The organism is Dyadobacter sp. HNCC25DJ185 (assembly GCF_056895195.1).
Genome location: NZ_JBXHAR010000001.1, coordinates 1,278,297 through 1,301,234, shown reverse-complemented (window position 1 = coordinate 1,301,234; position 22,938 = coordinate 1,278,297). Strand labels below are relative to the sequence as shown.

At 45.4% G+C, this 22,938-nt stretch carries 16 protein-coding genes; 4 read left to right on the top strand and 12 right to left on the bottom strand.

What is annotated here, in order from left to right; genetic code table 11:
• Positions 1-411: 411 nt before the first annotated feature.
• The gene (locus AC1XUF_RS05350) at positions 412-819 is read right to left on the bottom strand and encodes a DUF1801 domain-containing protein (RefSeq protein WP_483340627.1); all 408 of its coding nucleotides are present in this window, start codon (positions 817-819) and stop codon (positions 412-414) included.
• Positions 820-898: 79 nt separating this feature from the next.
• Between AC1XUF_RS05350 and AC1XUF_RS05345 the strand changes: the two genes are divergently transcribed.
• Positions 899-1,387, top strand: coding sequence for a nuclear transport factor 2 family protein (locus AC1XUF_RS05345; protein ID WP_483340626.1), 489 nt, complete (start codon positions 899-901; stop codon positions 1,385-1,387).
• Between the two features lie 387 nt (positions 1,388-1,774).
• On the opposite strand, the gene AC1XUF_RS05340 is transcribed toward AC1XUF_RS05345, so the two are convergent.
• Entirely contained in the window at positions 1,775-3,493 is a 1,719-nt protein-coding gene (locus AC1XUF_RS05340; RefSeq protein WP_483340625.1) for a tetratricopeptide repeat protein, read from the bottom strand.
• A 495-nt stretch (positions 3,494-3,988) separates the two neighbouring features.
• Here AC1XUF_RS05340 and AC1XUF_RS05335 point away from each other — a divergent pair, with 495 nt between their 5' ends.
• Positions 3,989-6,226: a bifunctional alpha,alpha-trehalose-phosphate synthase (UDP-forming)/trehalose-phosphatase gene (locus tag AC1XUF_RS05335; protein WP_483340624.1), complete on the top strand. Its 2,238-nt coding sequence runs from the start codon at positions 3,989-3,991 to the stop codon at positions 6,224-6,226.
• A 280-nt stretch (positions 6,227-6,506) separates the two neighbouring features.
• Here the strand turns inward: AC1XUF_RS05335 and AC1XUF_RS05330 are convergent, their stop codons facing one another.
• The 5 genes from AC1XUF_RS05330 to AC1XUF_RS05310 form a co-directional block, all read right to left on the bottom strand.
• On the bottom strand, positions 6,507-6,758 hold the full coding sequence (locus AC1XUF_RS05330) for a hypothetical protein (protein WP_483340623.1): 252 nt from the start codon (positions 6,756-6,758) through the stop codon (positions 6,507-6,509).
• Positions 6,759-7,008: 250 nt separating this feature from the next.
• On the bottom strand, positions 7,009-8,079 hold the full coding sequence (locus AC1XUF_RS05325; RefSeq protein ID WP_483340622.1) for a dipeptidase: 1,071 nt from the start codon (positions 8,077-8,079) through the stop codon (positions 7,009-7,011).
• Positions 8,080-8,100: 21 nt separating this feature from the next.
• Positions 8,101-9,213, bottom strand: coding sequence for a D-TA family PLP-dependent enzyme (locus AC1XUF_RS05320; protein ID WP_483340621.1), 1,113 nt, complete (start codon positions 9,211-9,213; stop codon positions 8,101-8,103).
• Positions 9,214-9,236: 23 nt separating this feature from the next.
• The gene (locus tag AC1XUF_RS05315) at positions 9,237-9,713 is read right to left on the bottom strand and encodes a RidA family protein (protein ID WP_483340620.1); all 477 of its coding nucleotides are present in this window, start codon (positions 9,711-9,713) and stop codon (positions 9,237-9,239) included.
• Positions 9,714-9,816: 103 nt separating this feature from the next.
• Positions 9,817-11,121 carry a GntT/GntP/DsdX family permease gene (locus tag AC1XUF_RS05310; protein WP_483340619.1) on the bottom strand — a complete coding sequence of 435 codons (1,305 nt, stop codon included), beginning with the start codon at positions 11,119-11,121 and terminating at the stop codon, positions 9,817-9,819.
• A gap of 282 nt (positions 11,122-11,403) precedes the next feature.
• Here AC1XUF_RS05310 and gyrA point away from each other — a divergent pair, with 282 nt between their 5' ends.
• Together gyrA and AC1XUF_RS05300 are read left to right on the top strand one after the other, a co-directional pair.
• Positions 11,404-14,037, top strand: coding sequence for a DNA gyrase subunit A (gene gyrA / locus AC1XUF_RS05305; protein ID WP_483340618.1), 2,634 nt, complete (start codon positions 11,404-11,406; stop codon positions 14,035-14,037).
• Positions 14,038-14,289: 252 nt separating this feature from the next.
• The gene (locus tag AC1XUF_RS05300) at positions 14,290-15,573 is read left to right on the top strand and encodes a tetratricopeptide repeat protein (protein ID WP_483340617.1); all 1,284 of its coding nucleotides are present in this window, start codon (positions 14,290-14,292) and stop codon (positions 15,571-15,573) included.
• Positions 15,574-15,624: 51 nt separating this feature from the next.
• Here AC1XUF_RS05300 and AC1XUF_RS05295 read toward each other — a convergent pair whose 3' ends face one another.
• From AC1XUF_RS05295 to AC1XUF_RS05275, 5 genes are all read right to left on the bottom strand, one after another.
• Positions 15,625-16,956: a hypothetical protein gene (locus AC1XUF_RS05295; RefSeq protein ID WP_483340616.1), complete on the bottom strand. Its 1,332-nt coding sequence runs from the start codon at positions 16,954-16,956 to the stop codon at positions 15,625-15,627.
• Positions 16,957-17,196: 240 nt separating this feature from the next.
• Positions 17,197-18,066 (bottom strand): hydroxypyruvate isomerase family protein, encoded by an 870-nt coding sequence (locus tag AC1XUF_RS05290; protein WP_483340615.1) that lies wholly within the window; start codon positions 18,064-18,066, stop codon positions 17,197-17,199.
• A gap of 26 nt (positions 18,067-18,092) precedes the next feature.
• On the bottom strand, positions 18,093-18,989 hold the full coding sequence (locus AC1XUF_RS05285) for a hydroxypyruvate isomerase family protein (protein ID WP_483340614.1): 897 nt from the start codon (positions 18,987-18,989) through the stop codon (positions 18,093-18,095).
• Between the two features lie 39 nt (positions 18,990-19,028).
• Positions 19,029-19,937 (bottom strand): ThuA domain-containing protein, encoded by a 909-nt coding sequence (locus AC1XUF_RS05280; protein WP_483340613.1) that lies wholly within the window; start codon positions 19,935-19,937, stop codon positions 19,029-19,031.
• Between the two features lie 103 nt (positions 19,938-20,040).
• Positions 20,041-22,737 carry a PQQ-dependent sugar dehydrogenase gene (locus AC1XUF_RS05275; protein WP_483340612.1) on the bottom strand — a complete coding sequence of 899 codons (2,697 nt, stop codon included), beginning with the start codon at positions 22,735-22,737 and terminating at the stop codon, positions 20,041-20,043.
• Positions 22,738-22,938 lie beyond the last annotated feature (201 nt).

Sequence of the window (22,938 nt, the reverse complement as noted above, 5' to 3'; positions counted from 1 at the left end):
TAGGCGCCGTCTCAGGGCGCCTATTTGCGTTTTCTGTTTATCTTCTATACCTACCCCTAACCCATACATATCTTCCCCTTTTCCAAACATAGTGCCCTTCAACCCAGTGGTGCCGTGGCGATGGCTGGCGCGGTATTACTTCTACTCTTACCGGCGGCGGTGCCGGCCTGGGCGCTGCCGGCCTTACAACGCAGGCAGACATTGAAACCATCAGTAAAATAAATCCCAGAACGTGTTTTTTTACACTCTTCAGATTTTCCATGATATTGGTTTTGAAGTTGATAAAGACTATAAAAAGCGTTTTAATGAAGTTTAGAGGTATTTTACTGGCAATGGTTTAAATTGGAACCATTAAAATATCATACCCGCTAAGTCGGTATTTTCATCGCCTTTTTTTGCTTAATCCGGCAGCTATATTTCAACCAAGGCCACCAGCTCCTGTAAAATTCTTTCCAGCTCAGGCCTTTTTGCCTCAATGTCGGCGATATCGGTAAAATAAGTCATTCTTCTATCCCTGTAATTTCCTTCAAGCAAGTCGGATTTTATATGCACGATCGCGATGTGGTGGAAGATCAAGTGCACGCTTGTCACCAGTCTTGGATTAAAAGTCAGCAAATCTACGGAGGTGTAATAGCTTGGAGCGTTCCACTTTACCCTTTCTCTGATACCAGGGTGCGCGCCTTTGATAATATTTCTCAAGGCTTCAATTTCAGCTTTCAGTGGGTGTGCCAGTTTTGACATGAACTCCGTAACCTGCTCATCATCTGTTAGTTTTGGAACTCTGGGTTTGGACGGCGATTTTCCTTTTTCTGTTGCCATGAGCGGGAATAGGAAAGTGGTTTAAAGTAAATGTTCAATTTTCATAAGTAAAGAAGCGTCGTGCAGCTTTTTTAATCTTATGATCGCAATTAATCGTCGTAAAATAAAACACCTCAGCATGAATGTGTATTTCAAAGCGGGTTTGCGCCTGCTATTGTTTGTTTTAGTTTCAACGAACTTAGGTTTTGCTCAAAGTAAAGATGAAGCCGATGTCGCGAAAGCGGTAGAAGAACTCCGTAAACTGCTGGTTGAGCCCAAGCAGAAGGAATTGGAAGCAATATCCTCGAAAGAGCTCAGTTACGGGCATTCAAATGGTCTGGTAGAAGATCAAAAGACCTTTATTGAGTCGTTGATGAGCCTGAAATATGATTTCGTGACCATGGATTTAAGCGAGCAAACTATCAAAATAGTGGGTGACGCGGCGATCGTGCGGCATGTACTTACAGCGAAGACAAACGATGCTGGCAAAGGTCCGGGAACGGCTCATATCAAAGTGCTCCAGGTTTGGCAGAAGCAGGGTGGCAACTGGGTGCTAATTGCCAGGCAGGCCGTGAAAATCCTTTCGTGATTGATTTGACAGCCTCGTAAAAACATGATCGCGGTGCCATAGATCTTTTGCAAGATTCGGGCAACCGCGATGTTGACAGGGGGATTTATCGGATAGTAAGGTGTTGGGAAAAGGTTGGGCTATTTTTTTCTTTTTTTTGGGCCTGATCAAGCCTGCCGTTGTACCATCTGCAAACTGTAAGAAAAAACAGCAATAGGAGAAGCAGTGACTGCAGGAGGATGTACTTGTATTTTACTAGTCTCATAAATTTTAACCGGCTAAGTCTACGTATCAAATGTAGAAATCGCTCGGTAAAATCAGGAAATTCGGGCATTTCAAAAACATTCCAATTTCCTAGCTTGTTGATTATGAGGATATTGTATCGATTCTGTTTGCAGGAAGTTTCGATTAGATGGATCCTACTACCTCTTTTAAATCGGCCTCTTCCGGAAGATTAAGTTTTTTCCTAATCCTGTGCCTGATCACCCTTACACTCTGGACTGATATTCCGAGCGTGCTTGCCATTTCTTTATAGCCCAGGTTAAGTTTGGCCAACGCCATAAACCTGGTTTCAGCAGGGGTAAGACCAGGCAATTTTTCCTTAAGGCGGGAGAGGTAGCCCTTGTGTATTTTATCAAATAGGGCTCTGAAATATTCCCATTGGTCGTCGGTCAGAATGGTAATCTTCTGTAATTCCTGAACCGTCTCGTCGTTGGCATCGATGCCGTAACGCACACTCAGTTCTTCCACCAATTGATTTTTTTCTGAAATGCTACGCGTAAATTCTTCGAGCTGAATGGATGCAAAAGCCAGCTCCTGTTCAGCACGTTTTAACTGGTCGTTGACGATCCGCTCTTTTTCCCTCGCCTTGTAATAGTAAGTTTTGTAAAAGTATAGGGCAACAACAATCAGGAGGATGATCAGAATCAGGAGTATGTTCCTTTCCAGCGTTTTTATTTGCTGTTCTGCGGCAATTCTTTCGAGCGTCGCGCGGTGATCCTGCAATCTGGACCGTTCTGTCGCCCTAAGCATCTGGATGGAGTTAAATTCGTTCGCGAATTTCTCTTTGATCCGATTTGCCGAATCCAGGTAAATATTGGTAAGTTCAAAATTTCCCTGGGCGGCGTATACTTTGCCATAGACCTGATAGAGCTGCTCCAACGGCTTAGTCATCCCCGAGCGCTGTACACAAGCTCTGGCTTTCCTCATTGCCCGGCCTGCTTCAGCGAAGTTTCTTTGCCTGAAATAAATGTCGCTCATCAATGTCAGTGACTTCGCAGCCTGATCAAAGTCCTTGATAATGATTGCGCGGTCGATATTTCCCTGCAAAAGCGGCAATGCTTCTTTGTAGTTTCCCCTTAGATAAGCAGTTTGGCCAAGGTCGCCCTGGGCGATCCCTTTCCACACGGCATAATCGTCGATGTCAAGATTGGCAATGATTTTTCGAAAATAGTAATCAGCGGAATCGAGCCGCCCTTCTTTTACATAACTCAGGCCGATCGTATTCAGGGCCGTATTATGTACGCCGCGCTGTTCATAGATCACTTCGCAGTTCAGCGCCTGGCGTGAAACTGCGATCGCATTATTGTAATCGGCAAAAAAATAGTAGGACTCGCCCATTTGCGTAAGCGACACGGCTTTTTCGGGGAATTCTTTTCCGTTCGTTTTTTGCAGTAGTTTGTACACCTTGAAATATTCTTCGAGCGCTTTCTCGTAGTTTTTTGAAAAATACCAATAGTAATGCCTTAATAACATTCTGGAGCGGATCTGAATCTGAAGATTGTTTTCATTCTCGGCTCTCGCAACCACCTGTTCGATCTCATTGATGATCTTTTGGGGCGGAAAGCCTAAAATCTGCGCGGAAAGATATGCATGTAAATATTCCGCTTCCAACAGTAAGTCACGGTCATCCGCCTTCCTTGCAATTGTTTTAAGTTTGACAAGGGACTGGTAGGCGGAAGCGCTATCCTGCGGTGTCAGATAAAGGGTCATGTAGGTCCTTATCTGCTGATATCGTTGCGCCGGGGTTTTATTGAGCCAGTTTTCAAACTGCGCATAACATTTGTTGCAAATAATGTTTGCGAGAATGAAGGCAATGACGATGTATTTAAAACCCGATACTTTCATGTACTACGGATGCGGGAAAGGCTTGTCGAGTATGTGAGGGGGAAGTTACAGCAAAACAAGTATCAAAAAAAATGGCGGTCATTTCTGACCGCCCGCAACCCACAACAAAGAGTGGCACAGCATTAATCTGCGATTACATGATTGTAGTCCTTGACTAATCTAAGGTTATAAAACCTGTATTTGTGTTCATCCATCACCTTATTTTATGGAAAACAGCAAAGCTAAACTTGCTTGCAGATCACTGGCGCGGTCCGCCCGGATTACCCCGGTTCCTGTAAAATGATGAAAGAGGTTGCGCCGCCTAAGCTATTATAAATCCATACCATCCGCAAAGCTTTTAGGAATTTTTCATCTATTGCCCGTGCATCCTTAGGGATGATATCGCTTCTACTATGTCGATATATGTGAAATTAATGATTACAAATTGTACTCAACTTAGCGTTTATGCCGATTTTAGGGATAGTGGCATAGGTTTTGCTACTGCCAAGGCAACATATGAGAAATCTAGCTCAATCAGACAGTTCAGGAAGATTAATCATTGTGGCCTATCGGTTACCGTTTAAATTAGTGAGGGAAAACGATGATGTACGCCTATTCCAGAATTCCGGAGGGCTCGTGTCCGCGGTACTGTCGCTGGTAAAAAACCCAGATAGCCCTGTCTTTAATGCAAATGAAAAGATACAGTGGATAGGCTTTTCAGAAAATAGCCCCGAGGAATTGGAAGGACAGTCTATGGCAAACGACAATTTTCAGGCACATCCGGTTTTTATCTCCGACGAAGTGAATGAAAATTACTATGAGGGATTTTGCAACAACCTGCTCTGGCCGCTATGTCACTATTTCCCCTCGCTTGCCCGTTTCGACGATGTTTACTTTGAAGCCTACCAAACGGCCAATCAACTCTTTTTTGAGAAACTTGCCGAAATAATACAACCCGGCGACACGGTTTGGGTGCAGGACTATCAGCTGATGCTGCTTCCTGACCTGATACGCCGCCATTTTCCTTCCAATAAAATCGGCTTTTTCTTTCACATACCTTTTCCTTCATTTGAGCTCTTCAGGCTTTTGCCAGTCCATTGGCGAAAGGCGCTGGTGGATGGGATGCTGGGCGCGGATGTGATTGGTTTTCATACCAATGATTACGTCGAATATTTTCTTAAGGCTGCCAGGTTGGTATCGGGTTATGGCAACAAGCTGCACTACATTAATATGGGCAACAGGATCGTGAAAGTGGACTCCTTTCCCATCAGTATTGACTTTAACCAGTTCAATGCAGCGTACGACGACCCGGCAGTTACGCAAGCCCGGTCCGAGGCAAGACAATCGCTAAAAGAGAAAATTATTTTTTCTGTCGACAGACTGGACTATTCGAAAGGAATTATTCACCGCTTGCGGGGATATCAGCGATTTTTGGAAAGGTATCCAGAATGGCACGAGAAAGCCTCCTTTGTAATGGTGGTGGTCCCGTCCAGGGATACTATAGAACAATATCAGCAAATGAAGTCGGATATTGACCAGACGGTCGGCCGGATCAATGCTGATTTTGGTAATATTTATTGGCAGCCGATCATATATCAGTACCGTTCAATGCCTTACCATGAACTTGTGGGTATGTACACGGCAAGTGATGTGGCCCTGATCACGCCCGTGCGGGACGGGATGAACCTGGTTTGTAAGGAATACGTGGCCAGTCGCCGGGATGGCCGGGGCGTTCTCATACTGAGTGAAATGGCAGGTGCTGCTGCAGAGCTGGGTGAGGCCTTGATTATTAATCCTTTGGACAAACAGGATATTGCTGATGCGATCAAAGTCGCCTTTGAAATGCCTGCAGATGAGCAAATGAAGCGTATGGATGCGATGCGTGAGCGGATTAAGGATTATGATGTTTTCGCATGGACCAATGATTTTTTTACACAAATGACAATGCTTGAATTAGAACACGAAAGGTTGCGGCAGGTTTTTCTGACCAACAAGGGTATTGATGCAATCAGGAGGGCCTACCAGTCTTCCCATAACAGGATTTTGTTTTTCGACTACGACGGCACGCTGGCACCTATTGTACCTGATCCCGCGAAGGCGATTATTTCTGAGGATGTTAAAAAGCTCCTGCAGGAGATAGCAAAACGAGACACGGTAATTATCGTCAGCGGAAGGGACCGCTATTTTTTGGACAATCTTTTCAGTGACCTGCCGGTCCATATGATTGCCGAGCACGGTGCATTGATGAAGTTGAAGGGAACAGACGACTGGCAGCTCAATGAACATTATGAAGAGAACTGGAAAGACAGTATTCGCCCCATCATGGACATTTATGCGAAAAGATGTCCGGGCGCTTTTGTGGAAGAGAAGGAGACAGCCCTGGCTTGGCATTATCGTACAGCCGATGACAAACTATATGCAACCCGGCGAGCACAGGAATTGCTCTGGCAGCTTAAAAACTACATCCAGCCTGAACTGAATTTGCAGGTAATCGACGGCAACAAGGTCGTGGAAGTCAAAAAGACCGCTTTTAATAAAGGCACCGCCGCAAGGACCTTCGTCGAAAACGGCGACTACGATTTTATTCTTGCAATCGGCGACGATACTACCGACGAGGACATGTTCGAAGCTGTGCCAGAGACTGCGTTCACGATCAAAATCGGGGACGATTTGTCGGCTGCGCGTAATCACATACGCAGCCAGGAAGAGGTATTTTATTTTCTGAATTTTATGGTTTCGCCGATAGGGGAGTAGTAATCCCGTTTCGTAGTTTACGGTTCAAATGCAGAGCCACTGAAATTTTTTAATCGCTGATATAAGCTTTCCATCCGTTAATGGATCAGCATTGGAAACGTATGTCGGGGAGAGGGAAACCCATGCAGCCTGACGTAAACAAATCATTTTCCGGCATAAGAACGACTAGCAGAAAAGAAACTTTATGAAAACCAGAACAGCGGCTAAAAATCCTATGTCCAGTGCCGACTGCTCATCCAGATCGACCTTCTTCATCTTGCCAGGAAATCCAATGGCGGGACTAGCCGAGTGACAGGCTTCCGCTGTCCTCAAGGTTCTCAAGCTTGATAAAATGGCAAACATAGCCCGCCGACCGGAGCGTGGCCTGAATCAATGTAAAGTCCGAAAGCTCCGATGTTAAAGTCAGCAGAAACTCCTGGAAATCGTAGGCCCAATGTTGGACGTTCAATTGTTTAAGACAGTCATGCAGTTTTTGGAACGACTTATTGTTTTGAATACGCGTTCTGAAAGATATCTTATATGTTCTGGCCATTGTTTTAATCGGTAATCAGGAATTGTTCAAGGTATTTATGGATTTTCAGTACCAGGTAAATAACCTGAACCAAATGTGAAACTTATTTATAATAATTACAAATAAGCTGGCTTAAATGTTGCAACGAGATCAAATAAAAAAGCTTCGCAACCCGATTACAAGTTGCGAAGCTTTCATGAGAATGCTTTTATTGCAATATTAAGAAAATATTAGATTTTGTAAATTTAAGACTGGCGTTGATCCAAGTTCTTCAATCCCAGTTTCTTCCGAGGAAATCAACCCAGTTCCGCCACATAATCTGTTCGATATCCTGCGCCGAGTAACCGCGGGCTGTGAGCAAGCCAGGGATTGTCTGCAAATCGGCGATGGAGTCCAGGTCACCAGGAGATTGTTCTTTTCCGTAGGCGCCGTCCAGGTCCGAGCCAATCCCTACGTGCAAAGCATTTCCTGCCAATTGGCAAATGTGATCAATGTGCTGCACAATATGTTCGATTTTCAAACCGGTGCTCTCTGGTGTGGATTTGCCTCTTATCCAGCCGGGGATCATCATCCAGGCGTCAAACGCCATGCCGATTACCGCTTTTCTATCTAACAAAACCTGGATCATTTCGTCGGAGAACTGTCTGTTATGCGGCGTGATGGCGCGCACCAGATTGTGGCTCGCCCATACCGGGCCCTTAAAAAGATCCATGGCTTCCCAGAAAGCGGTATCGCATAGGTGCGTAGCATCGAGGATCATATCGAGCGCATCCATTTCCACCAGCAGATCCCTGCCTTTTTGGGATAGGGGTGCGTCCGCATCTGTGCCGTAGGCGTACACGCCCGGGCCGTAATGTGCGGGGCCAACGGCGCGTAGACCATATCCGTATGCGATTTCGAGTTTATTGAGACTGATAAACGAATCGGCACCCTCGAGGCTCAGAATATAACCGATCGGCAGATTCTCAGTGGACTCCGCGGTTTGCCAGAGATGTAAATGATATTCCAGGCCGGCCAGATTGGTAATCTGCACCATTTCTCCGGCCTCTTCCATTGCTTTGTACCAGGCGACCTGCGCCTGGGTCTGGGCCCATGCCTGGGCTTGTGAATGCCAGCCAGGGATTTTACTATCAGGTTTTACGAATCTCGCGATTTGGGTTGCCACGCACATCCCAATATTGCCTTTCCTCATTTCCGGGAAGCTTACAACTCCCTTGCCACGGTCGGGCTTGTCGGTCATGTTTTTTTCCCGGTCTCGTATCGATTGCAGGTCCTGTGTTAAATCCCGGTTCCATTCCACGGCATTCATGGAAAGGTCCAGGTGGGCGTCAAATAGGAACATTTATCAAAAGTTAAATTTAAGTTAAATGGTAATCCGGCGGCTTCGCGCGATTATTTTCCATTCATCCACAACATCACCGTTGTCAATGACAGTCGCAAAATCGTGCAGCGCAACGGTTGGGCAAACATGGTAAGGAACCGCATATAAAACGTCCCCGATTTGTACAGACTCCCATATTTCATGGCTAACCTGTAACACGCCGTGTTCCTCGCTTTGGCTGAGCACCGTATATCCGCTAAGGTTCAGCAGCTTTAACCGGTTTTCAATCGGGTTCTCAGCCGAGATCGCTTTGTGGCCCAGGTCGATCGTTACAATCCCAGGTGTCGGCTTGGATACAATTCGTGTAAGGACCACTGCGGCGTGTTCAAATGGCTGTCCGTCAAACCGGTCGCCGTATCCCCAATCCCAAAGTACGTTGGTCCCGGGACTAAGAAAAACATGTGGCCTCATGGCGTGGACGGTAAAAGAAGGGGAGCCGCCTGCGATCACCATCGGCTCGTGGCCGATATCATCTTTGATCCTGTCGAGCAGGGGCAAAACTTTCTCAAAGGCATCGTCCGTAACGGTTTTTCTTTCGGAGAACTCGGCATTGCGGATATGTCCATCGTAAACATGAACGCCGGTCAATGTAATACGAGACAATCCTAGAAGCGAACGATAAAACGAAAGAATGCTTTCGTCAGTCGAATGGCCAGTTCGGTTCATGCCATTATTGACATCGAGGAAAACGGTTGATATCAATCCATACCCTAATGAAGCCGTATTCAGTTCCGTTGCCGACTTTTCGTTATCGACCAGTGAAGAAAAGATCACGTACGGATATTTTTCCCGGAGTTTGAAGAGACGGGCAATATTGGGGCCCACCATCTGGTAGGCCAGCAGGATCCATTTTGCACCTGACTCTGCCAGCATTTCGGCCTCGGCAATTGTTGCGCATTTAAACTTGCTGATTCCTTGCTCCAGCTGCATACGAACAATCTCGGGCGTCTTGTGCGTTTTCACGTGCGGTATGAGCCTGTCTGCGTCACCCGCAAGATCGATCATATTCCGGATGTTGGTTTCTACACGTTCCTTGTAAAACAGCAGCGAAGGCGAAATGACTTGATCTGGATTTTTAAGCTTGAACCAGGACATAGGAGTGAATTTTGAATGACTGATTACTTTTCTTCCAGCTCGAACATAGCTTCAATTTCAACCGGGATATTGTCCGGTAATGTACCCATTCCAACTGCGCTTCTTACACCTATGCCGTTTTCTTCACCCCAAACCTTCGCGAAAAGCTCACTACAGCCGTTGATGATGAATGGATGCTTTTCAAAATCAGTGGTGCAGTTGACCATCCCCAGGACTTTGATAACGCGCTTCACCCTGTTCAGGCTTCCCAGATTGGCTCTGAGGGTGGCAAGGATAGCCAATCCAACCTGACGGGCTGCAAGTTTCCCCTGGTCGGCATCCATATCTTTTCCGATGCGACCCTTGATCAGTGTCCCATCCTCCTGAACCGTTCCGTGGCCAGACACATATACCCAGCGTTTGTCTACAATAAGAAGCGGTTTGTAAACGCCCACCGGTTTTGGGGCAGGAGGGAGCGTAAGGCCGAGCTGGGCAAAATTGGATTCAGGTGTATTTTCCATAGTAATAAAATGATGGCCATTCGGGCCGTTTTGATGGGATTAAAAAGGTCCAACCCACTTTTAAAAGTTAGGCCTGGAATAACTAAAAATGCGTCCAGATTCTCTAAACGAACAAATTTAGCACTAAAACGCCAAGCAATCCCATGATGGAGACAATTGTTTCCATCACAGACCAGGTTAACAGGGTGTCTTTAATGCTCAGGTTGAAGTACTCTTTGAAGAGCCAGAAGCCGCCGTCATTGAGGTGGGAGAACATCAAACTACCTGAGCCTATGGCCAATACCAGCAATTCGGGAGGGACAGCGGAATTGACGAGAAGAGGAGAAAGTATGCCAACGGTCGTCAGTCCCGCAACAGTGGCGGAACCCACGCAGACACGGATCACAGCAGCGATACCCCAGCTCAGCAGCAGGGGAGAAATGTCAATTCCTTTTAAGCTTTCGGCGATATAAGTACTTACGCCGCTTGCCGTCATGACTTCTTTAAAAACGCCGGCACCAGCAATAATCAGCAGAATTACAGATACCCCTTTGAAGGCCTCTTCCATGGATTTACTGATCTTTTTCATGTTCATCCCACGTAATATTCCCAGCGTATAAGCTGCAAACAGGACAGACATCAGCATGCCAAAGTACGGTTCGGCAAGGAGGCCAATGATTTTATTCGTGGGATAAAGTCGTTTAATGCCCGACATGGTAGTCAGCAGGAAAACCGGAAGCAGGGCAGTCACAACGCTGATTCCCAAGCCAGGGAGTTCGGAGGTGGGGCGGGGTTTTACATTAAAAAGATCCGCGTCCGGCTTGGGTTGGAACCTTTTCAAAGTGTTTCCGAAAAGGGGGCCGGCCACTGCAATCGCCGGAAGAGATACAATCATTCCATAAAATAATGTTTTTCCAAGATCTGCATGCAACTGGCTGGCGATGGCAGCGGGCGAGGGGTGGGGCGGGAGATAGCCATGCGCTACAGAGAGAGCGGATAACATCGGAACGCCTACATATAATAGTGGAAGCCTGGCGGTGGCGCTGATCATGAAAATCAGGGGAATCACAATTACAAACCCAGCATTGTAAAACAACGGTATCCCAATTACAAAACCAGCCAGGGCCATTCCCCACTGAATGTATTTTTTGCCAAAAAGACCTATCAGGGCGTCCGTAATCCTTTGGGCTGCGCCGCTGTCGGCAACCATTTTGCCAAGCATGGCGCCAAATCCAACAATCAGAACCAGGTCCCCGAGCGTTCCTCCAACTCCCTTTTGAATGGCCTTGCTGACAGTTTCAACATCAAGCCCGCTGGCCAGGCCAAGCCCGATTGAAACGAGAAGAAAGGATATAAAGGTGTCAATCTTAAGCCAGGCTATTAAAATAATAAGTGTGAGGATTGCGACAAATGTGAGTAATAAGGGCATAGGTGATTTGGTGGGAAAGTAAGCTTGCTTCTATAAGCTGGAAGGAAGGAAAATTTAATGATAGATGCCAAGTAAGTTTTCCAGGGCCAATTTTTTGAGATAAGCCCCGGGATATCACAGACATATAAAACGAATGTGAAATAGCATTGGAGATAGTTTGTTAGAATGCTTTAAAATAGCGAAATTTGACTTTTTAGTATGGTAAATTTTGTATTAATTCTTTGGGCAGTTGAATCATTTCAATCTCTCGCTTAACAAATCTCGATTCTTTTTTAACACTTTATGGCAGAATCTTCTGGTGAAAATATAATCCCAATCAATATTGAGGATGAAATGCGTGGAGCATACATCGACTATTCGATGTCAGTGATTATTTCCCGCGCTTTACCCGACGTTCGCGATGGTTTGAAACCTGTACACAGACGTGTGCTTTATGGAATGTCGGATCTGGGTGTTAACTACAACAGGTCTCACAAAAAATCCGCCCGTATAGTAGGGGAGGTTTTAGGGAAATACCACCCTCACGGTGACGCCTCAGTTTACAATACCATGGTACGTATGGCCCAGCCGTGGTCCTTAAGATATCCGTTGGTTGACGGTCAGGGTAACTTTGGCTCGGTTGATGGGGATAATCCGGCGGCAATGCGTTACACCGAGGCCAGATTAAAGAGACTTGCCGACGAGCTTTTGAATGACCTTGGGAAAGATACAGTCGACTTTCAGCCCAATTTTGATGATTCGCTGAATGAACCGACCGTGCTTCCGGCCAAATTCCCGAACTTACTGGTAAACGGATCGTCCGGTATTGCAGTAGGTATGGCCACGAATATGGCACCTCACAATCTTTCGGAAGTTGTGGACGGCGTTTTGGCTTATATTGATGACAACGAAATAACAATTCCTCAGTTGATGGAGCACATTAAGGCTCCGGATTTCCCGACAGGAGGTATCATATATGGCTACCAGGGCGTTCGATCCGCTATGGAAACCGGTCGTGGAAGCATTATTATGCGTTCCAAAGCACAATTTGAGGTGTCGAAGAACGGACGGGAACAGATTATTGTGACCGAAATCCCTTATATGACCAACAAAGCTGCGATGATTGAAAGGATTGCTGCTTTGATTAATGACAAGAAATTGGATGGTATCTCGGATATCCGGGATGAATCGGACCGTGACGGGATGCGGATCGTCTTTGATCTGAAAAAGGATGCGGTGCCTAACATTGTATTGAACCACCTCTTCAAATATACGCCGCTACAATCATCATTTGGGGTCAATAACGTAGCTCTCGTCAAAGGAAGGCCTGTTTTACTTAACCTTAAAGACCTGATCAAGCATTATGTAGACCATCGGGTTGTGGTGATTACACGCCGTACAGAATACGAATTGCGCGAGGCAGAAAAACGTGCCCACATTCTCGAAGGATTGATCATCGCCCTGGACAACCTGGATGCAGTTATCTCACTGATACGCAGCTCCCGCGACCCGGATGCGGCGAGAACAGGCTTGATGGAGCAATTTGCGTTAAGCGAGATTCAGGCAAAGGCAATCCTCGAAATGCGTTTGCAACGCTTGACGGGTCTAGAAAGGGATAAAATTGTAAAAGAATACGAGGAGATCATGATTTTGATCGCCGACTTGAAAGACATTCTCGCTAATGAATTCAGGAAATATGAGATCATCAAAAATGAGTTAGGTGAAATCAAAGAACGATATGGGGATGAGCGACGGACTAAAATAGAATTTGCCGCTGAAGAGTTTAGCGATGAGGATATGATCCCGGATGACGAAATGCTGATCACCATTTCTCATGAAGGGTATATCAAACGGACCCCATTGGCTGAATACCGTACGCAAACAAGGGGTGGGGTAGGTTCCCGCGGTGTGAAAACGAAGGATACGGATTTCACCGAGCATTTGTTCTCCGCAACCATGCTCAATTATCTTTTGATTTTTACCGAGTACGGTAAGCTATTTTGGATGAAGGTGTATGAAGTACCGGAGGGAAGCAAAACTTCCAAAGGTCGGCCGATCCAGAATTTGATTAGTCTGGAGAATGGCGACTCTATTCGTTCAGTCATCAACGTTCGCACGTTGTCCGATGAGGATTATATCAACAATAATTACCTCATTATGTGTACCCAGCAGGGCACAATCAAAAAGACCTTGCTCGAGGCTTACTCTCGCCCGCGTACCAACGGTATCATTGCGATTTCAATTAATGAAGGCGACCGTTTGCTGAATGTGGCTTTGACCAATGGGGACAACGACATTGTTATTGCCTCAAGTGCAGGCCGAGCCGTTCGTTTCAATGAAAAAGGCGTTCGCCCGATGGGCCGGACTGCCGCGGGTGTTCGCGGTATCAATCTGACTGATCCCGGCAATAAGGTAATCGGTATGGTGTGTATTAACCGTGAAGATGCCCAGTTACTTGTTGTTTCTGAAAATGGATACGGAAAGCGTTCAGACATAGATAGTTACAGAATAACGAACAGGGGAGGAAAGGGTGTTTCGACGATGAATGCCACCGACAAGGTAGGAAAGCTCGTCGCGATACGTGAAGTAACCGAGCAGGATGACCTGATGATCATCACCCGAAATGGTATTGCGATCAGAATGAGTGTACTGGATATCCGCCTGGCTGGGCGTAATACGCAAGGTGTGAAACTGATCAGACTAAATAACTCCGACGAGATTACCTCGGTAACCCGGATACTGAAAGATCCCGATGAAAAAGCCGAAGAGCTGGACGAAGATGGTAACGTCATCCCAAAAGCAGTTTCGGTGCCGGTTGAAGGTGCGGCGGAAGATGATATTATTGTCTCTGACGAGTTGGAAGAAGATGAGGAAGACGAAGTGATTGAGGATGATGAAGAAGATGAAAATGATCCTTCTGAGGAACCAGAGGCATGATTTTTGTAAAAATTATATTAATTGATTTATATTTAGAACTCGAACAATCAATCACAACCAAAGTTAAGATTTATGAAAAAACTGTTTTTTGTTTCTGCCCTTAGCCTTTTCAGCCTTGGTGCCTTCGCGCAGCAAGATGCTGCCAACAAGCTATTGGTAGACGGATTCCGGAAAGACAAGGAAAAAAGCGATAAAGACGCATCCGACCCGAAGACTAGCGCGAAAGCAGCTTTTTGGATGGAGAGAGCAAAGTTGTACGAAAACATTGCTTCACAGGCATCAGAAGTAGATTCAAGCGCAGCGAAAACAGCGTTCGAAGCATATAAAAAGGTTGTGGAACTGGACAAAACCAAAAAGGGAGAACCCGGGAAATCAGCTAAGGAAGCGGAAAATGTTCTGAACGGTGGTGAAGGAACTAACTTGTTTAACGCCTTTGTGAGACAAGGAGCAGAAAAATACCAGGCAAAAAACCTGAACGGTGCGCTTGAAATGTTTACCCTGGCGCAAGAAGTGAATAAGAAAGATACACTTGCTTCATTGTACGGAGGTATAGCAGCGCAACAGCTGGACAAGAAGGACGTTGCCAAGCAAAATTTTGAGAAATATGCGACTAATGGTGGAAAAGACCCAAGTGTATTTTACGGCCTTGCACAATTGTACCGTGCGGACAACAATTTCGATAAGGCGATTGAAACTTTGAATAAGGGTTTGACCCAATCGCCTAATAATAAGGATCTTAAAGCTGAGATTGTGAATATTTTGCTAGCTTCTGGAAAGGAAGATCAAGCCATCAAGGAATTGGAAGCGTTGGCAACTGCTGACCCTAAGAATACTCAGAACCTGGTGAACCTGGCAATTCTTTACGATAATACGCAAAGAACTGCTGCTGATAAAATAAAGCAGCTTAATGCTAAAATGGGATCAGGCACGAGTGCTGTCGCTACTATTAACAAGAACATCGAAAGTGAAAAGGGTAAGATCGAAGTTTATGACGGTGAAGTAAAGCGTATTGGAGCGTTGATCAAAAAACAGCCAAAAAATGCAGATTTAAAGCGTCAGTTAGCAGATGTGACGGCTAAGAAGAAGGAAAGTCTTGAGGCTATTGCCAAAATGCAGGGTGAAGCTACTGCGGCACAAGAAGCAGCAAAAGGTAATGACGTTGCGGCGATGGAGAAAGAATTAGCTGATTTGAAAGCGAAACAGGCAGATGCCAGCACGAAGGCAATCGCTAATTATAAAAAGGTATTAGAAGTAGACCCTGCTAATTACGATGCGCTTTTCAACCTGGGCGTATTTTATTTTAACGAAGCGGTATTGTTGAAAGGCGAAGTTGATAACATGAATATGACCGAGTATCAGCAACGTGGAAAAGAAGTGGAAGGTCGCGTTTGCGGAAAATTCAAGAAGGCGAAACCTTATTTCGAGAAAGCAATCCAGGCTAAGGATGAAGCAGAAGCAAAAGAAACACTTACAACCGTGAACGGTGTTCTCGAGCAATTTACAAGTAAAGGCGTAGCTTGTATCGACGAGCAATAGCGGAAAATAAAACAGAATGGCAACAGCGTCGGAATTTCCGGCGCTGTTTTTTTATGGGTTCTGAATATACTGTTTCATGGGTTGGGGGAGCATTTGGCGAATTGTCGGGTTACTCAGCAATGCTTCCAGGCGGATCGGATCGGGAAAGGGGATTTCGTGACGTTTCTTTTGTAAATGGCGGATATCACTGGTTTTCAAGTACATGCAAACATTTTCCGTCTGTATAACCGAGTATGCATGATTTCTGCGCATATCCTGCATGTCGCCGGTGAACCTTGTCATATGGCCGTATATAAAGGCCGCGAAAAATGTGACAAATATCCATTTCCATTTGAGCCCCTGCAGTTCCTCAATTCCCCGGAGCGCGAACCAGGCGCCACCAATCAAACCCAGACTAAACAATTCTGTGTAGCGGGAGGAAACTTCGGTAAGCTCCTGACCACGCCCATAGGCAATCGCCAAACTTTGTGAAAAGGACCATGCAAAGCAACCCGTCATCAATAAGTCGGTTTTTGAAAATCGTTTACAGATAATGAGGACTGGAATTGTAAACAAAGGTGGTAACCAAAGCAGAAAGGCGGGGAATTGACGGCCCGATATCGGCCAGCTGAGAATATAGCCAAGTGCGCTGAAGATATCCGTCAAATTCCTTGATCTGTAAATCTGATAATCCGGGATTTTTGGAATCAGAAAAAAACCTGCGACTGCGATCGTCGCCAGAATGACAATTACGCCTAGCGATTGGGTTAAATGTTTTTTATCTAAAATCGAGTGGCATGTATAGACGGCTACAGCAGCAAGAGGAGTTAAGAGTCCCGAGCCCATGGTGATGACACTGAGGATACATAACCCAAAGACAGCGGCGATCGAAAATGGCTGATAAGGACGGTAACTTGCCAGGATCAGGGAGAGTAAAGTGAAAAGCATTAGAAAGTAGAATTGGCTCTGAAAACCAATCAGGAGATTTTCAAATGGAAACGGCAGGCAAAACTGAGCAAAGATGACAAACAGCAAAACCCATCTGATTCCCAATAATGCCTGATTCTTCAGCAAATACCAAATCAGTGTGACTGGTACCAGCGTTGCGAGCAAAACATTAGTCCGTGCCTCGGTGAGATTGTTCCATTCGTGCGTTAGCTGAAATGTAGCCAATGATAACAGTCGCGTCGGAAATATCCGATGCTCATTGTGTGGTTCCCAGAATGCTTTGAGTTTGAGTTGACCTTCAATCCATTGCTTCAGCAGGAAATCTCCCTCGGCATCCCATTGATCCCAGAACGGCAGGGCCACTGCAAAGTTCTCTACATAATAGAAACGGGAGGCAGCCACCAGAATAGCTGTCGCAGTGGTAATCAGGATGCGTTGAGTGTAAGTGAGTGCCATCGATTGAAATATCTATTTAACATAATATAAATTATACAACAAATAAAACCAACAATCTTGTCGGCTTAGGTTTGAGCAGACCTTGACCAGATTGCGGAATAGATTAACCAATGAATTCTAAGCGGCATGAAAATTCAGTAATCTCGTTCTATAATCCTGATAATCAAAAAATTGGATGAGTAATAACCTTTACTGGTTTCGCTCATCCAATTTTGAAAAATCTCCAATCTGTATTTTCTCTCAGGCGATATCACAAATCTGCACGCCCTGTTTCAGCGAAGCAAGGGGTTCGCGTTTTGGTATAAACTCCTGAGCCACATAGCCTTTGAAGCCAGTGTCGACAATGGCTTTCATAATTGCCGGATAATATAGCTCTTGAGTTTCGTCAATTTCATTTCTTCCTGGCACGCCGCCCGTGTGATAATGACCAATGTATTTGTGGTACTGACGAATATTTGCGATGACGTCGCCTTCCATGATTTGCATATGGTAAATGTCGTAAAGCAATTTGAAATTTTCCGAACCTACCATTTCACAAAGTCCGGCACCCCAGGCAGTATGGTCGCACATGTAATCTCTGTGGTTCACTTTGCTGTTCAGCAATTCCATGATCATGGTTACTCCGTATTTTTCTGCAGACGGCATCAGTCTTCTTAACCCGATTGCACAATTTCTCATACCGTCGTAATCGGACATACCGCGCCGGTTACCTGAAAAGCAAATGACCGTGTTATAACCAGCGTCTTTTAATTTAGGAAAAATGTCCTCGTAACTTTTTACCAGTTCGTCATGAAGTGCCGGATCATTAAACCCTTTTTCGATCCCCATCCCTGCACCATTTGGCAAGGCGCAATGCAGACCGTACTTTTTGAGAATCGGCCATTCGTCTGGTCCCAAAAGTTCTACCGAAGAAATGCCCATTTGCTTGCATTCCTGAGCGAATGTCTCGAGCGGGATTTTGCTGTAACACCACTTGCATACGGAGTGATTTATTTTACCATTAAGCTTTGGCCCGAATACTTTTTTATTTGCAGCAAAAACTTCTGACAGGGAAAATACCCCCGCCGTTCCTACCGCAATATTTTTTAATACAGTACGTCTGTTTGACATGATTTTGAATTTTAAAGAGTTGATGGTCAAGCTATATCACAAATGGTAACTCCTTGTTTCAACGAAGCGATATCATCATTGCGGCTCGGTACAAATTCCTGGCCGATAAAACCTTTATATCCGGTTTCCACAATTGCTTTCATAATGGATGGGTAATATAATTCTTGTGTCTCGTCAATTTCATGTCTCCCAGGAACGCCGCCAGTATGGTAATGCGCGATGTATTTATGGTATTTCTTAATCGTCGCAATTACGTCCCCTTCCTGAATCTGCATGTGATAAATATCATACAGCAATTTGAATTTCTCTGAACCAACCATTTCACAAAGTCCGGCGCCCCATTCGGTGTGATCGCACATGTAGTCGCGATGGTTGACTTTACTGTTAAGCAGTTCCATTACTAAAGTAACGTTATGTTTTTCAGCTGTAGGGATCAATCGTCTAAGACCAATCGCACAGTTTCTCATTCCATCTATGTCAGACATTCCACGACGATTTCCGGAGAAGCAAATAATTTTGTCATAACCTGCCGCCCTTACTTTGGGGATGACATCTTCGAAGCCCTTTATCAATTCGTCATGATTTGCCGGATCATTAAAACCTTTGTCAATGCTTTTGGTAAGTCCTTCTCCCCAGGGAAGTGCACAGGTAAGTCCATACTTTTTGATAACCGGCCATTCCTCCGGGCCAAGCAACTCAATGGAGGTGATGCCCAATTTTTTACATTCCTGTGCAAAGGTGTCCAGTGGGATTTTGCTGTAACACCATTTACAAACCGAATGGTTGATTTTACCGTTCAGTTTTGGACCCAGTGCGTTTTGGGAAGCATGGAAAGCTTTTGACAATGAACTTGCAAACGGTAGAAAGCCAGCTCCCATGGCAATGTTCTTAATCAGTTTTCTTCTGTCAGAAAGTTTTGTCATTGATAGTAAGTTCTGAATTGGTTCTAGTATTTCTTAACCTTATGGACGCGCGCTTCCTTTGGCGGCAGTTGGAAAATCCTTGGGAACATCCTGAGTAACTTTGCCCGAGGCTGCCCATTCCGTGCCACGCTGTAATGTCGTAATAAAACCAATACACTTTTGGGAGTAATTTTCATGACCCAGTGTGGTGTGAAAGATTCGCCCTTTTCCATAAGGCAAAGTCATCAGCATCGGCTCGTTTCTGCCGGAGCCTCTTTGTTCAACGGAGCTGTAGGCGGTCGCTAACACGGTAATATTTTCCGCCGGCCCGCGCAGCCGGTCATAAAGCTCATCTTTTTGATGAAGCCATTCAGCGGGAAGCCCCTTCATGATTGGGTGGTTAGGTTCACGGGTTTTAACAACAAATTCGTGTTGATTTCCATGACTGCCTCCAATTCCGGCACCGGGGTCTTTTACAATCTGATTCCTGGCTTCGTCAAAATAAACATAGGGACCGGATTTTTCGTTACGTCCCTCCCATCCGCCAATCCCTATCATTTTATTGTAAGCCTCCCATTTTGGGAACGAATTATCTGCCGCATGAACCACGACGAGCCCTCCCCCATTTTGGATAAACCTCTCAAAAGCATCATTAACAACCTGCGGCCAGGGCTCCCCGTTATAATTGGAAAGAATAACATCATATCCGGTAAAATCCGGTTTAAAGTCTTCCATGTTCTGGCCTTTTTTGGGAGAAGTGACGATGCTTACCGTAAACATTTTGGTTTCTTCCAGGTATCCCTTCATGGCCAGTGTACCTTCGGCCATATTTCTGTGGTTGCTCTGACCGTCTATAATCAGGACTTTATAGGGTTTTTTGGGTAAAGTCTTTATGGTTGACGCATTGATCTGAAACAATCCGACTATAAGAAAAGATGCAACCAATGTGAGTATACGCAGAGTTTTCATGAGGTAATTCTATGGGCCAATAGAAAAAAAGAAGTGATGCCGCGGTTCGTGGCATCACTATCTTAAGCTTAATAAGCTGTAATCTACTCACAGACGGATTGATCTATTTTCCGCCTTTTGGTGCTTTTGCGCCTTCAGTATAAATCGGGTTTTGCTTGTTTCCGCCAGACATCAAGTAAGCAACCAGGTCTCTTAATTCATTGGGATTCAATCCATTAATTAGCCCGGGCAACATGACAGAAACTGTCGACATTTTGGTAGACGCGACCGTTTTTTTACTGATTTTACGAATGGTCTTTTGGTCAAACGGATTTTGCGCGATGTAATAGAAGTTGGCGTCTTCATTGATCTGACGACCCACTACCGATTCGCCATTTTTGAGCGTGTAAGCCACAGATGCATATTGGTCGGAAACTGTTTTGTCAGGGATAATGATCGATTCAAGCATATCCTTCACCGAAAAGCGTGTTCCAAGTTGCGTCAGGTCCGGCCCTACATCGGAACCCTCGCCCTGGATCATATGGCATCTGTTGCAGAGCACTGCCGAGAAAATCATTTTTCCTTTTTCAAAGTCGCGGTTTGCGAGGCTGTCCTGGACCAAAGCAACGGCTTCTTCCACTTTCCATCCCCTGCCAGGGCCTTTTGGACTATATTGTTTCGCGAGGTCGTTTCCACTGGCTGTCAGTTTATCGGCTCCTGATAACTTGTTGTAGTACGCCAGTTTGTCTTGAGGTACATTTTTAAGCGCAATTTGGCGGGCCTTTTCTATAAAGCCAATGTAACTTCTTCCACCCTGGAAGCTGAATGCTTTGTCATACCATTTGAAATAGTCGTCACGCAGCTGCGGTGTCCAACCTGTTTTTGCACCACTGAGGACAAACGCGTAGAATGTTTGTTGTTTCGCAGGCATTTTTTCCAGCATACCGGCAATATCCAAACCGTATTGAGGATTTCTCAAAATAAGATCAGCTGATGCGGTAGCTGTCTCATTGTCTTTATCGTCAAATACTTCGTTTTTCATCAGCAGTGCCAGTGTACGTTCAACAGCCTTTGGTGCTTCAAGGAAAACAAGCAACTTGCTGTAAAGACGGTTGCTCAAAGCAGATGATGACGGATAATGGGGGCTTATATAATCTGTTACTTGTGTTCTTAAAGCACCTTCCAGAGTACCATACCTGAAGAAAGCTACTTCGAATACACGCAAGAGATCTTGTTGCCTGCTTTCAGACAGTTTTTTAAAATCGATACTTGTCAACGCTTTAAGAAGCGCCTCCTTGTCTGACTGGCTTCCCTGACGGGCAAGGGCAAGCAGGGCGTAAACCTTTGTCTGAGGATTCGTTTCAGTAAGTGCTTTCGATTTCCATTCTGCTACGGGCTGATGTTCAACTGCCAGACGTGCCGCATATCGTACAGAGCGGTCGGCATGGGCAAGATAAGGCCATGCGTCGCTCACAGCTTTTGGATCTATACCCAGGTGATATTTTTCGAGATCAGTTCGTAATTTGTGCTCTGGAGTGATAGTTATGGCCGCCACATTCGATCCAGGCTTTAAATTTTTATAGTCTTTGTAGTAAACACGATAAAGATCTGACTCGAGACGGCGACCTCCAGTCAAAAAGTACAGTGCGCCGTCCGGACCAATCGCGCCATCCGTCAGTGGCAAAGGGGATCCTGACAAAAATTCTTCATGATCGGCGACGTATGTTCCGCCAGATGGTTTCAGATGGATCCCATGCATGATACCGAAACTCCAGTCAAATGCCAGAAGCGTGTTCTTATACTTTTCTGGGAATAGTGCATCTTTCAGGTATATCAGGTTTGTTGGAGAACCCTGGCCGATATTCATAATCGGGCCGACATTGTCTGGAAATGACGGAGCCCATTTAGCGTCACCCGTCCTCCATCCAAATTCGCTCGCACTTGTTGCATGGCAAATCCTGGTAGGTCTGTACCAAGGTGTGCCAAAGTCCCATTCCATATCGGAATCATAGGTAAACATATCGCCCGCTTCATTGAACGCGATGTCGAACGGGTTGCGGTATCCAGCGCTTACCAATTCCCAGGTTTTACCCTCCGGATCTGTATGCGCAATCCAGCCGCCGGGTGCCATTCTATCGTTAGCATGACCTCTCGGATCTTTGATGAAAGGAAAGAGGTTATCATTTCCCCAGTTATTAGGCAAACGGTATGAATCCATCTTCGGAAGATCAGTATGGTTCCCGGCAACAACATACAGTGATTTTTTGTCAGGCGACAACTGTACGCTGTGAGGCCCGTGTTCACCCTCACCGTTCATAGATTTAAGCAGTGTGATTTTGTCATATTGATCATCATTATTAGTATCCTGTAAACGATACAAGCCGCTTCCCTTATGAAACCGGGAACTCGCTCTGTTGTTGACCATGACATAAAGGCTGTTGAAAGCATACAAAAGCCCATGTGCAAAACCCATGTCGATTGTTGCGGTGTCACCTTCTATTTTAAGCGGTTCAACTGTCGGTTTTTCTGTAGAACCGATTGGAGGAAGTACAAGGCGGAACAAACCTCCGTACTGATCGGACGTGATCATCCTGCCTTTGTTGTCAAATGTCATAGAAACCCATGAACCGTTCTTCTCTTCAGAAGGACTGTACAAATGTTCCGCTTTGAAGCCTTCCGGCAATTTGAGTTTATCAACTTTCGAGCCTGGAGGACGATGACTGGCAGTTCGGTTACTAAGCATCACTCCGCAGAAAACCCCCACAGCCACTATTGCCGCGAGCGTCATCGGAAGTTTTGACCATTGTCGTTTTGTGTACATTTTACAGTTCAGAGGTTAAGAAATTATGAAATAATAGTGAATAAAGTTGTTTCATCCAAGATCCCGGCATGAGATATCCGTAGAAGGAGAAGTGCTGACATGGTTACTGTTGTCTTAAATAAAACTAACAAAAACTTCAAATAATCTGATAATAAGCAATATTAGGAGTAATGTTCGATCAGACTATCCTGTTGTGTCGGG